Origin of the sequence: Ditibartonella choladocola, from assembly GCF_002007565.1 — a bacterium.
Lineage (GTDB): Bacteria > Pseudomonadota > Alphaproteobacteria > Rhizobiales > Rhizobiaceae > Bartonella > Bartonella choladocola.
On sequence record NZ_CP015625.1, the window covers coordinates 306,296 to 319,597 of the forward strand.

The following is a 13,302-nucleotide window of genomic DNA, read 5'->3' on the forward strand; positions in this document are numbered from 1 at the left end:
ATCTTGACCCGCAGTTTGTGGCGTTCGTTCCAGGAGCTAAGGCTCGCACAGATATAAGGACGAACAGTCGTGTCTCAAATAGATAGTTTTAAGTGCCGCAAAACGCTCCATGTGAATGGCAAGGACTATATTTATTACAGTCTGACAGAGGCTGAAAAAAATGGTCTTACCGGTATTTCCCGTTTGCCATTTTCAATGAAGGTTCTCTTGGAGAATCTGTTACGTTTTGAAGACGGTCGCACGGTCAAGAAAGACGACATTTTAAATATCGCCAAATGGCTGAACGACAAAGGAAAAGCAGGCGCTGAAATCGCCTATCGCCCTTCACGCGTTTTGATGCAGGATTTTACAGGCGTTCCGGCGGTTGTAGATCTTGCTGCCATGCGTGACGCAATGGTGAAACTTGGTGAAAACCCGGAAAAAATCAATCCGTTGGTTCCGGTTGATCTGGTCATTGACCACTCGGTCATTGTTGATGATTTCGGCAATCCGCTCGCTTTCCAACACAATAAAGAACTTGAATATAAGCGTAATGGCGAACGTTATCGCTTTCTGAAATGGGGCCAACAAGCCTTCAAGAATTTTCGCGTGGTTCCTCCGGGGACAGGTATTTGCCATCAGGTCAATCTTGAATATCTTGCCCAATGTGTTTGGACAAAAGAAGAAAATGGCCACACAATAGCTTATCCCGACACTTGTGTCGGTACCGATTCCCACACCACTATGGTCAACGGTCTCGGTGTCCTCGGCTGGGGTGTTGGCGGTATTGAAGCTGAAGCTGCCATGCTTGGCCAACCGGTTTCCATGTTATTGCCGGAGGTTATCGGCTTCCGTCTGACAGGCAAACTCAAGGAAGGCATTACCGCAACCGATCTTGTTTTGACCGTAACGCAGATGTTGCGCAAAAAAGGCGTGGTTGGTAAATTTGTCGAATTCTTTGGCCCCGGTCTTGAGCATATGACTTTGGCCGATCGTGCGACAATCGGCAATATGAGCCCTGAATATGGCGCGACATGCGGCTTTTTCCCGATTGATCAGGAAACCATCCGTTACCTTAACATGACAGGTCGTAAAGAAGAGCGGATTGCACTTGTCGAAGCTTATACAAAAGCTCAGGGCATGTGGCATGATTCCCATACGGCCGATCCGGTGTTCACCGATACAATCGAACTTGATATGGGAACGGTTGTGCCCTCGATGGCCGGTCCGAAACGTCCGGAAGGGCGTTTGCCGCTTGAAGAAGTCGGTAAAAGTTTTGCGACAGCTCTTCACAACGAATATAAGAAAACAACCGGCGAAAAAACACGTTATCAGGTTGAAGGCGAGGATTTCGACATTGGTCACGGAGATGTCGCTATTGCAGCGATTACCTCTTGCACCAACACATCCAATCCGAGTGTTCTGATCGCGGCAGGTCTACTTGCCAGAAACGCGGTTGCCAAAGGCTTGAAATCCAAGCCGTGGGTTAAAACTTCGCTGGCTCCCGGCTCGCAGGTTGTTGAAGCCTATCTTGTCAATTCGGGACTGCAAAAAGACCTTGATGCTCTAGGTTTCAATCTTGTTGGTTTCGGTTGCACGACATGTATCGGCAATTCCGGTCCTCTGCCGCCGGCAATTTCAAAAACCATCAATGACAAGGGCTTGATTGTTGCGGCGGTGCTTTCGGGTAACCGTAACTTCGAGGGGCGTGTTTCGCCTGATGTTCAGGCTAACTACCTTGCTTCACCGCCACTTGTTGTTGCCCATGCTTTGGCTGGAACCATCACCAAGGATCTCACAAAAGAGCCTCTTGGAACCGGCAAGGATGGAAAACCGGTCTATCTGAAGGATATCTGGCCAACTTCGCAAGAAGTTCAGGAATTCATCGAAAAGAATGTTACCCGCAAGATTTTTGAATCGAAATATGCGGATGTCTTCAAGGGTGATGAAAACTGGCAGAAAGTTCAGGTTCCTGCAGGCGAGACTTATGCATGGGACGACAAGTCGACCTATGTTCGTAACCCGCCTTATTTTGAAAATATGCCGAAAGTACCTGCACCGCTCAAGAATATTGACGGAGCGCGTATCCTCGGACTTTTCGGGGACAAGATTACGACCGACCATATTTCGCCTGCCGGTTCTATCAAGGTTGATTCTCCGGCCGGTAAATATTTGATCGAACACGGTGTAAAACCCGCCGATTTCAACCAGTATGGTACCCGTCGTGGCAACCATGAGGTGATGATGCGCGGCACATTTGCCAATATCCGTATCCGTAACTTCATGCTTGGTGAAAATGGACGCGAAGGTGGTTACACCATTCACTATCCATCCAAGGAAGAAGAATCGATCTATGATGCTGCCATGCAGTATAAGAGCGAGCATGTGCCACTCGTTGTCTTTGCCGGTATCGAATATGGTAACGGCTCATCCCGCGACTGGGCGGCCAAGGGAACCAATCTTTTGGGCGTGCGTGCGGTGATAGCTCAATCTTTCGAGCGTATTCACCGTTCCAATCTCGTTGGTATGGGAATTGTTCCGTTTGTCTTCGAGGATGGACAGAGCTGGCGCTCTTTGGGGCTGAAAGGCGATGAAGTTATCACGATTGATGGTATCAACGATCTGAAGCCGCGCCAAAAAACTGTTGCCAGAGTTCAATTCAGTGACGGCACTGTCAAGGAAGTTCCGCTTCTTTGCCGGGTCGATACGGTCGATGAACTTGATTACCTCCATAATGGCGGCATTTTGCAGTATGTTCTGCGCAATTTGGCCAAAGAAGGCTGATTGACGGTTTTAAAAATTGATAAACGGGGTGTGGAATCGCACCCCGTTTATTTTTAAATGACAATTTGAGAGAATCTCATTGACGCGAGCGGCTGAATTAAGCTATAAGCCCGCCAAGATTAAGCGGCTACTGGCCGCAGTTTGTGTTTCTAGGCTTTAAAGCCGTTCAATAAGAAGAGAGAGATAGACTTATGGCGAATACACCTTCGTCCAGAAAAGCAGTGCGTAAGATTGCAGCACGCACAGAAGTTAATAAATCACGCCGTACACGTGTTCGTACATTTGTGCGCAAATTTGATGATGCGGTTGCTGCCGGTAATAAAGCCGCCGCTGAAGTTGCTTTCAAGGCAGTCGAGCCTGAATTGATGCGTGCTGTGACCAAAGGTGTTCTGCATAAAAATGCAGCATCGCGCAAAGTGTCACGTCTTGCTAAAAAGTTGAAAACTATTTCGGCCTGATTTTAAAAACTCTGGCGGCCAAAATGGGCCGCGTGTGTTTTATTCGTTTTGACTTCAAACCGGTATCTTCTGGATGCCGGTTTTTTGGCATTTGATCTGTGTCAGGAAGAAAAAAATTAACTGAAAAAAATGCTATTTTTAGAATAAATTATCGTTAAATTTTTTGGTTTAAAAAACGTTTAAAAACAGATAATTACCTGTTTTATCCACAAGCTGTCGCAAGCCCCGTTCGTCATAGTTTTTGTCAAGTAATTTTTTTAATTTTTTTTTAAGGGGTTTTATCTCGATGAGACTATCCGGAACATTTGAAAAAAAGCTTATTGAATCAAAGTAATTACGCTTCATTGCTAAAAGACGGCACAGTCAGGATCGGGTGTTTGGGACGATTTGGCACATTTTTCACCCCTTGCAATTATGGATAGCGTTTTTGTATGTTTAACGAAGGAAAGGATAGCTTTCCTAGCTGTTTCATGAGTCTTTCGCCAAATGCGGCGAAAGGGATAGACGAGAGCCGGAAGGGAATTTCTTTTGGCTGTTGTTCTGGCAAGACTGTCCGGTTCAAGCGGCTCCGTTGCTGCTTGAATAATGATGGGACGTTCGTTCTGCCGGTGAAACAGTTGATGAGGTATCGCTTGTTTCGGAAGTTGCCTGAAATAAGACACTGCGCTGGATGGTGCGTCTTGAAGCATGTTGGCAATGTCCGATCTCGCGAACGAAAATTTGTAGGGGCTTAACAGGGTTTGTCGGATAAAGCGGAAGTGTATCGGTTCAACAAGACTGAGCGAACACGAAGTCTGTTTTGTGCGAGTTGTTTTATTTTTAATAAAGACGAAAATCGTCGGTTGGCTTGAGGGTATCGTTACCGGTCGTTTTCCTTCGGTTGTTGTCAGAGAGAATGTTGCGTAAAATGTCAAATTTGAATGGGATAGTGTCAAGTGAAACCGGAATGGGTGAAGGTGCACACCATTTGGTAACACAAGGTGAAGGTGACGAACTTTTTGATCGGGTAATGGCCCAGTTGAAAGTCCATGTTGGCAATGAAGCTTATACAAGCTGGTTCGGGCGTTTGCAGCTCGACGAGTTTAATCGAAGCCAGGTGCGCCTTTCTGTTCCGACCGCTTTTCTGCGTTCCTGGATTACCAACCATTATGCAACAATTCTAACAGAGCTTTGGCGGCAGGAATGCCCGTCGCTCTTGCGTGTCGATGTCGTCGTGCGTGGCATGAATCGTGTAGTAAAACACGCCGCACCGCGCAAGGACGAAGAAAATCATGCACACGTTCAGCAAGAAAATTCTGTTCCGTCTTCTCTCCATAACCGGGCAGACCATTTTCCGGCCGAGGCGCAGCAAAGTGTTTTTGGCTCACCGCTCGATTCGCGTTACACCTTTGATACCTTTGTCGAAGGGCCATCCAATCGTGTAGCTCTCGCTGCAGCGCGGTCCATTGCGGAAAGTCATAAAAGTGCTCTGCGTTTCAATCCGCTTTTCATTCATGCCGCTGTCGGTCTGGGGAAAACTCATCTTTTACAGGCTATTGCGGCTGCAGCTTTGCAACGTCCGACGCCGGTTCGTGTCATCTATTTGACGGCAGAATATTTTATGTGGCGTTTTGCAACGGCAATTCGCGACAACAATGCATTGTCATTCAAAGAACAATTGCGTGACATTGATCTGCTCATCATTGACGATATGCAATTTTTGCAAGGCAAGTCGATTCAACACGAGTTCTGTCATTTGCTCAATATGTTGCTGGACAGTGCAAAGCAGGTTGTCGTTGCCGCCGACAGGGCACCTGCCGAGCTTGAGTCGCTTGACGTGCGTGTCCGCTCGCGGTTGCAGGGTGGAGTTTCATTGGAAATCGAGTCGCCGGATTTTGATATGCGGCTTGAAATGTTGCGCAAGCGTTTGAAGGCTGCCCAACATGATGATCCTTCAATTGCAATTCCGGATGAAGTTTTGTCGCATATTGCCAGAACTGTTTCCGGTTCGGGGCGTGATCTTGAAGGAGCTTTTAACCAGCTTTTATTCCGCCAGTCTTTTGAACCCGATTTGTCATTGAACCGCATTGACGAATTGCTGGATCATTTGACGCGCTCCGGTGAGCCGAAGCGGATTCGCATTGAAGAAATACAACGTGTTGTCGCCCGCCATTACAATGTTTCCAAGCAGGATTTGTTGTCGAACCGGCGGACCCGCACAATTGTGAAACCGCGTCAGGTTGCAATGTATCTCGCCAAGATGATGACACCGCGCTCTTTGCCGGAAATTGGCCGGCGTTTCGGCGGGCGTGACCATACAACCGTTCTCCATGCTGTGCGCAAGATCGAGGATATGGTCGGAGCCGATCAGCAATTGGCCAAAGAACTGGAATTGCTGAAACGTTTGATCGACGAACAGTCAGCCTGATGGGTTCATTTGCAAACCGAATACCGGATGTAATAATCAGGCGAAGACTTGCATTTCAGACAAGAATATTGCCATTCTGTTTTTAATTTGTTTTCTTGCAAGGTGATTCCTTGTCTTTAAAGGATCATTGCGTGTAATTTTACGGGCAAGAAATAGTTGAATGGCAGAATTAGTTATAGAGAGTGTCCAATATGCGCATCACAGTCGATCGTAGCCATCTGTTAAAATCTCTCGGTCGAGTACATCGTGTCGTCGAAAGACGAAATACGATTCCTATTCTGTCGAATGTCCTGATTAACGCAGTCAATTCCGGAGTTGAATTGCAGGCGACCGATCTTGATCTTGAAGTGACAGAAACGACTGCAGCCAATATTGAACAGTCAGGTTCGACAACGGTTCCGGCTCATCTTCTTTACGAAATTGTCCGCAAACTTCCCGAAGGTGGCGAGATAATGCTTTCGGTCGCAGATGACGGAAATGCCATGCTGGTTGTTTCCGGCCGGTCGAATTTCCGGTTGCAATGTTTGCCCAAGGAAGATTTTCCCGAACTCAATGCCGGTGACTTCAGCCATAGTTTTACATTGGCGGCATCCGCATTGAAGCGACTCATTGATTGCACCCAATTTGCTATTTCAACCGAAGAAACGCGCTATTATCTCAATGGTATCTATTTCCATGTGATAGATGATAAAGGGTTAAAACTGCGCACAGTTGCAACGGACGGTCACCGTCTGGCCGAAGCCGAAACCGATGCACCATCCGGTTCTGAAGGAATGCCGGGTGTTATCATTCCCCGAAAAGCCGTTGGCGAGTTGCAAAAGCTGTTGGGGGAAGAAGCCGAAAGCGAAATAAAAATAGAAGTTTCGGAAACGAAAATACGTTTCAGCATTGCTTCTGTTGTGCTGACCTCGAAATTGATCGACGGCACATTTCCTGATTATCAACGTGTTATTCCCTTGGGTAATGACAAGAAACTCACTATTAACCGTCAAAGCTTTGCTGCATCGGTCGATCGCGTTTCGACTATTTCGAGTGATCGCGGGCGGGCTGTCAAATTGACAATCGAAAATGGTCAATTAACACTCACAGTCAACAATCCTGATTCCGGCAGTGCGGAAGACCAGATCGTCGCCGATTATGAAGGCGAACCTTTGGAAATCGGTTTCAATTCAAAATATCTTCTTGATATTATGGCACAACTCAACGGTGAAAATGCGGTCTTCATGCTCGCCGATTCCGGGGCGCCGACGCTCATTCGGGATGGTGAAGATGCGAATGCACTTTATGTTTTGATGCCGATGCGTGTATAGAAACGAATGGTGGAAAAATATGGCGGACGAGCTGTAAAGGTGTTTGTCCGGCAACTGAAACTAACCAATTTTCGCAACTATCGGGGTTTTTCGGCCGATTTTTCCGATGGGCTTGTCGTCTTCACCGGTCACAATGGCGCGGGGAAAACCAATCTTCTTGAAGCCCTGTCGTTTCTTTCGCCCGGACGTGGTTTGCGTCGGGCGGCTTATGACAATGTTGTTAGTGCCGGTTCCAATCCGGTTTTCGGTCATGAAAGAGCATCCGGCGGTGCCGACGAAACCCGTCTTCAACAATTGGAAACTGCTGTTCAAGAAAAAATAACGGCGGGAGAGGGCGCCGACTTTCTTCAAAAGGGAGCAATCGATCAGAAGGGGGCTGATGGATTTGTTATTTTCGCACAATTACATTCTGCGCTTTACGGAGATGTGAATATCGGAACTGCAAGTGACATCGCATCCAGCGGGCGTAAAGTGCGGATAAACGGTGAAGGTGTAACTTCTGACCGATTGACCGAATATTGTCGTCTAAGCTGGCTTATTCCCTCGATGGATGGACTATTTACGGGGCCGGCAAGCGAGCGGCGGCGGTTTCTCGACCGTATGGTTCTGGCAATTGACCCTGCCCATGCGCGTCGTGTGGTGGATTTTGAAAAGGCAATGCGCGCGAGAAATCGCCTTTTGGCGGATGGAAGTAGCGATGAAGGTTGGTTCAATGCCTTGGAAATGCAGATGGCGGAACTCGCAATTGCAATTGCGGCGGCGCGTATGGATGTTGTGCGGCTCATCTCCGATATTGAAAATTTTGATAGCGAAAAATCGTTTCCAACGCCTGTTCTGGATATAGAGGGACTCGTGGAACGGGCACTTGCCCGTCAATCGGCGGTGGATGTCGAGGAAGAATACAGACAGCGTCTTCACGATAAACGGGAGCTTGACCGTAAAGCCGGTCGCACTCTTGAAGGCCCGCATAGAAGCGATCTGCTAATTTTTTATGGGGCTAAAAATATGCCGGCTGCACTTTGTTCGACAGGAGAACAAAAGGCATTGCTGATAGGGCTTGTTTTGGCTCATGCGCAATTAACGGCAGAAATATCGGGTATGACACCGATTCTCTTGCTCGACGAGATGGCCGCCCACCTTGACAAGAATCGTCGGGCGATCTTGTTCGATAGTCTTGATCGTCTTGGCGGACAGACATTCATGACCGGAACCGACAGGCAACTTTTTTCTGCATTGGACGGGCGCGCACAATTTTTTGAAATCTCGGACGGAAGCATTGCAGAGAGTCCGGAAATGTTGGATGACTTGGGTTGAACAGCTCGAACTAAGAGGGGCGAATGGCGATGGCAAAAAAGATTACAGTTTTAAATGGTCCGAATCTCAATTTTCTAGGTAAACGCGAACCGGCCATATATGGTCGCGAAACCTTGAATGATATAGAGGCTCTCGTTCACGAGTGCGCACGGTCGCACGGTTTCGACATCGAATTTTTACAGACCAATCATGAAGGCCAGCTCGTCAGTTTTATTCAGGATGCTATCGGGAAAAGTCATGCAATTATTATCAATCCGGCAGCTTATAGCCATACTTCGATTGCGATTCTCGATGCGCTGAAAATGTTTGAAGGACCGGTTGTAGAAGTGCATCTATCAAACATCCATAAAAGGGAGGCTTACCGCCACCACTCATTTGTGTCGGAACGGGCCGATGCTGTCATCGCGGGCTGCGGAAGTGCCGGATACCGCTTCGCAGTTGAATATATCGTTCAACGCGATTTGTGAATCCGAAATCGTCGGAAAAACCGCGCAATATTGACGCAGGGGGGGACAAAACCCTTGCGAATTTTCACCTAAAGAGTAAGACGTGCCTAGATGATGCCACAATTGTCTTTGTGGCAACGTCAGTCCAGATCGGGCTTCTATGTCTTTTTGGGACAATTAATCTGTCTGATGTGGAATACCGGAAGAGCGGGAAAATGCTGCTTTTTCGTGACGAATGAATAGAAATACCCTCGTGCAATAATATGCAATGCATATAAAGAGGCAGGTAGGAATGAAGAACTTTGGTAAACTAACAGGGCTGCTGGGCGTTTTAATATCCGCTTTGCTCTTGTCAGGTTGTGAATTTGATGTTCTCAACCCGGCGGGCTATGTGGCGCGCCATGAGCTATTTTTGATTGTTACGTGCGTTATCGTGATGGCGTGTATTGTTATTCCAGTAATGATCGCCGTCGTTGCTTTCGCAATTAAATATCGTGCTACCAACACCCAAGCAGAATATCTGCCGGATTGGGGGCACTCGAAAAAAGTGGAAACCTTCATGTGGGGGATTCCGATTCTTGTTATTATTATTTTGGGAAGTTTGACAGCATATTTCACATATAAGCTCGAACCTTCAAAGCCTCTCAGCGCAGATGCTGCCGGAACACAGGAGCCGCTCCAGATCGATGCTGTAGCACTCGACTGGAAATGGCTGTTTATCTATCCGCAATATGGCGTAGCTTCGATCAACGAAATCTATGCACCGGAAAACCGTCAGGTTCTCGTTCAGTTGACTTCTGAAAATTCGGTTAACGCTTTCTGGGTTCCACGTCTTGGGACAGTTCTATATGCAATGCCGCAAATGAATGCGAAGTTGCACCTTATTGCTGACCGTAAGGGTGTATTCAACGGATCTTCAGCCAATTACAGTGGCGACGGTTTCTCTGAAATGCACTTCAAGTGGAATTCTGTGGCTCAAGCCGACTTTGACAACTGGATTGCCAAAGCGCGTGAAAGCAAAGAAACGCTTGACCGTGCAGGCTACCGCCAGCTTTCCTTCTCACCGAAAATGGGTGATGTTGCAGGTAAGCAAAAAGACGCCGAGGTTCGCTATTTCTCGCAAGTTGAAAAAGGTCTATACTACCGCATCGTGAACCGTTGCGTTGATGAAGGCACCACTTGCAACGAAGATCAGATGAAACTAGCTGCAGCGAAATCTCTGTGGGGTGAACTCTGCTCCGTATTTGATCCCGGTGTGGTTCAGAAGAAATAAAATTATCGAGGAAGGGGCCTAACCTTATGAAAAGGCAGCGTCCCCTCCAAACCGAAATTCATTTAATATGGGTTGAAAAATGTTTGGAAGACTTACAGACCCTGTAGCCGGAGCGTTTCACGCGCTAACGAATGAGCCGATTGTCCTATACACCTGCCTTGTTGTGGTTGTATTGGCAGTCGTTGTTCTTGCCGCTATCACGCTGCTCGGCTGGTGGGGAATATTGTGGCGCAATTGGATCACATCTGTTGATCACAAGCGCGTCGGCATTATGTATATTGTCCTCGCAATTGTCATGCTTGTCCGTGGCTTTGCAGACGCTATCATGATGCGTACACACCAGGCGCTCGCGCTTGGATCGGAGAATGCGGGTTATTTGCCGCCTGATCACTTTGACCAGATTTTCTCGGCACACGGCACAATCATGATTTTCTTCATGGCAACGCCGCTATTGTTCGGTATTTTGAACTATGTTCTGCCGCTACAACTCGGTGCTCGCGATGTGGCTTTTCCATTTGCCAACAACCTCGGCTTCTGGATTACATGCGCCGGTGCAATTCTCATCAACATTTCACTCGGTATCGGTAATTTCGGCCGCGGTGGCTGGTTGATGTATCCTCCTTTCTCGGAATTGTTGAATAGTCCGGATACAGGTGTTGACTATTATTTGTGGTCACTGCAGCTATCCGGTATCGCGACGACAATGGGTGCGGTCAACTTTGTTGCCACCATTATCAAGTGCCGCGCTCCGGGAATGACAATGTGGAAAATGCCGGTATTCTGCTGGTGCGCATTGGTTTCAAACGTTCTTATCCTTATCATTTATCCGCCGTTGACAGTTGCTTATGCTCTGCTTGCTGGCGATCGTTATCTTGATATGAACTTCTTCACCAATACCGCCGGTGGTAACCCGATGGTCTGGATCAACTATGTATGGATTTTCGGTCACCCGGAAGTTTATGTTCTTGTTGTTCCTGCATTCGGTATCATTTCCGAAATCGTTCCGACATTCTCGTCAAAACGTCTTTTCGGCTACACCTCGATGGTTTGGGCTGTTCTCGTCATCCTGATCCTTTCGATCATTGTTTGGGGTCACCACTTCTTCACAATGGGTGGCGGTGAAGCTGTTAACACCTTCTTCGGTACAGCAACGATGATTATTGCTATTCCGACCGGTGTTAAGGTCTTCAACTGGCTCTTCACCATGTATAAAGGACGCATCCGTTTTGAACCTCCGATGTTGTGGTGCATGGGTATGATGTTCACCTTTGTTGGTGGCGGTCTTACCGGTGTTCTGCTCTCGATTGTTCCCTCTGACTGGCAGTTCCACAACTCCCTGTTCCTGGTTGCCCACTTCCACCACACAATTCTTGGTGGTGTTGTGTTCGCCTACCTCGGAGCCTTGGCGTTCTGGTTCCCGAAAGCTTTCGGTGTCAAGCCGAATCGTGCATTGGGTATTGCTTCGTTCTGGTGCTGGTTCATCGGCTTCTACGTCGCATTCTTCCCGATCTACGCAGTTGGTTTGATGGGTGCAACACGTCGTTTGCAACACTACATGGAACCAAGCTGGCAGCCATTGTTCATTACAGCTGCTGTAGGTGCGTTTATCATCCTTCTTGGTATCCTTTGCTTCGTTCTTCAGGTTTTGATCGCCATCTGGTATGGCATCAAGCATAAAGGCAAATTGCCGATTACCCAGAACGATCCATGGGGCGATGCTCGTACACTGGAATGGTCAATTTCTTGTCCTCCTCCTGCTTACAACTTCGCTACAGTCCCTGTCGTTCAAGCGGACGATGCCTATTGGGATATGAAACAACGTGGTGAGCATCGTAAAACATCAGGCTTCGAGAAGATTCACATGCCTTCCAACACGATTGCTGGCTTTATCTCCGGCATGTTGATGTTGGTGCTCGGTTTCGCTCTCGTATGGCACATCTGGTGGCTGGCTGTAATTACGTTCGTTGGCTTCATTGTAACCATTCTGCTTCATTCGCTTAATGGAAACCATGCAGGCTATTACATCTCGGCTGAGGAAGTACAGAAGACTGAAGACGAATTCAGCGCTGTTCTCAAAGCACAAGGAGTAAAAGCATGAGCGCTACAGCAGTAACAACCGCTCACGCGGAAAATCACCACGACGGCAGTTCGACAATGGTGTTCGGGTTCTGGGTTTATATCCTTTCCGACCTGATCCTGTTTGCAACTCTGTTCGCTACATTTGCAGTGTTCGCCTCCGCTTATGGCGGCGGCGCTGCCGGCAAAGACTTCATCGAGCTGCCTTATGTGCTTTGTGAAACAGCCTTGCTGCTGTTCTCGTCAATTACTTATGGCATGGCGATGGTGCAGGTTCATAAAGGTAACATCGGCGGTGTTAAAACATGGCTTGCTATTACCTTCATTCTCGGCCTTGCATTTATCGGAATGGAGTTGAATGAATTCCATAAGCTGCTTTGGGGCGTTATGGAAAACGGTGAACTGAAATCCGTTTTCTTCTTTGACCCTTCCGCTTATGCAGGTGTTGACCCTGAAACCGGTGTGCGGGTATTCGGCAAGGAAGTCCTTTCGGCTTACTGGTCGTCCTTCTTCATGCTGGTTGGCACACACGGTATTCACGTTACAACCGGTTTGATCTGGATGGCATTGATGTTTGTACATCTCGGCCGTCGCGGTCTGGATAGCGATAACAAGACACGTTTAAGCTGTCTGTCTATCTTCTGGCACTTCCTTGACATCGTCTGGGTAGGTGTCTTCACCGCCGTCTATCTTTTGGGAGCACTATAATGAGCGAACATGAAGAAGCACACGGTGTAACAACCGGTAAATACATGGTCGGTTTTATTCTGGCTGTTATTTTAACCCTCGCATCATTCATTCCTGTTATGCAAGGAATGCTTGATAACTGGGCAGTGAGCACCAAGGTTATCTACCTCATTGGTATGGCTCTCATCCAGATAGTCGTTCAGATTGTTTTCTTCCTCCACCTCAACGAAGGTCCGGATGCGAAGTGGATGGTCGGCTCAATGTGGTTCGGTGCACTCTGCGTATTCATCGTTATTGGTGGTACATGGTGGGCAATTTCCCACTTGAACTACAATATGATGGGTGGTTCGGGGCGTATTGTTCAGCCTGATATTATCGATCAGGTTCCCGGTGGTAGTCCGGTTGCACCTTCGACAGAAGCTGCACCTGAAACACCTGCTACACCTGCGCAATAATAGCAATTGTCTTGAATATAAACGAGTTTGGAAAGCCCCGCCTTCAAGCGGGGCTTTGCTTTTCTGCGGCGAATTTTCAATGCCGGAATTTTAAGGTGCCGGAATTTTAAGGT

Annotated in this window: 10 protein-coding genes; all 10 read left to right on the top strand. The window is 47.7% G+C overall.

Annotated elements, in window-relative coordinates:
• Window positions 1-69: 69 nt before the first annotated feature.
• Entirely contained in the window at window positions 70-2,763 is a 2,694-nt protein-coding gene (gene acnA, locus BBC0122_RS01385) for an aconitate hydratase AcnA (protein WP_077990582.1), read from the top strand.
• A 191-nt stretch (window positions 2,764-2,954) separates the two neighbouring features.
• Window positions 2,955-3,221 (top strand): 30S ribosomal protein S20, encoded by a 267-nt coding sequence (gene rpsT / locus BBC0122_RS01390; protein ID WP_077990583.1) that lies wholly within the window; start codon window positions 2,955-2,957, stop codon window positions 3,219-3,221.
• A gap of 946 nt (window positions 3,222-4,167) precedes the next feature.
• On the top strand, window positions 4,168-5,628 hold the full coding sequence (gene dnaA / locus BBC0122_RS01400) for a chromosomal replication initiator protein DnaA (RefSeq protein ID WP_369805686.1): 1,461 nt from the start codon (window positions 4,168-4,170) through the stop codon (window positions 5,626-5,628).
• Between the two features lie 191 nt (window positions 5,629-5,819).
• Window positions 5,820-6,938: a DNA polymerase III subunit beta gene (gene dnaN, locus BBC0122_RS01405; protein WP_077990591.1), complete on the top strand. Its 1,119-nt coding sequence runs from the start codon at window positions 5,820-5,822 to the stop codon at window positions 6,936-6,938.
• A 6-nt stretch (window positions 6,939-6,944) separates the two neighbouring features.
• Window positions 6,945-8,252, top strand: a complete 1,308-nt coding sequence (locus BBC0122_RS01410) for a DNA replication/repair protein RecF (RefSeq protein WP_077990595.1) — start codon at window positions 6,945-6,947, stop codon at window positions 8,250-8,252.
• A gap of 29 nt (window positions 8,253-8,281) precedes the next feature.
• Window positions 8,282-8,719 carry a type II 3-dehydroquinate dehydratase gene (aroQ, locus tag BBC0122_RS01415; protein WP_077994398.1) on the top strand — a complete coding sequence of 146 codons (438 nt, stop codon included), beginning with the start codon at window positions 8,282-8,284 and terminating at the stop codon, window positions 8,717-8,719.
• Window positions 8,720-8,990: 271 nt separating this feature from the next.
• Complete coding sequence (cyoA, locus tag BBC0122_RS01425; RefSeq protein WP_077990602.1) at window positions 8,991-9,971, top strand: ubiquinol oxidase subunit II; 981 nt, start codon at window positions 8,991-8,993, stop codon at window positions 9,969-9,971.
• A 79-nt stretch (window positions 9,972-10,050) separates the two neighbouring features.
• Window positions 10,051-12,069 carry a cytochrome o ubiquinol oxidase subunit I gene (gene cyoB, locus BBC0122_RS01430; protein WP_077990604.1) on the top strand — a complete coding sequence of 673 codons (2,019 nt, stop codon included), beginning with the start codon at window positions 10,051-10,053 and terminating at the stop codon, window positions 12,067-12,069.
• Window positions 12,066-12,755, top strand: a complete 690-nt coding sequence (locus BBC0122_RS01435) for a cytochrome (ubi)quinol oxidase subunit III (protein WP_077990608.1) — start codon at window positions 12,066-12,068, stop codon at window positions 12,753-12,755. Before cyoB ends, BBC0122_RS01435 begins: the two co-directional genes overlap by 4 nt.
• Window positions 12,755-13,189 (top strand): cytochrome o ubiquinol oxidase subunit IV, encoded by a 435-nt coding sequence (gene cyoD / locus BBC0122_RS01440; RefSeq protein ID WP_077990611.1) that lies wholly within the window; start codon window positions 12,755-12,757, stop codon window positions 13,187-13,189. The genes BBC0122_RS01435 and cyoD overlap by 1 nt, the downstream gene beginning before the upstream one ends.
• Window positions 13,190-13,302 lie beyond the last annotated feature (113 nt).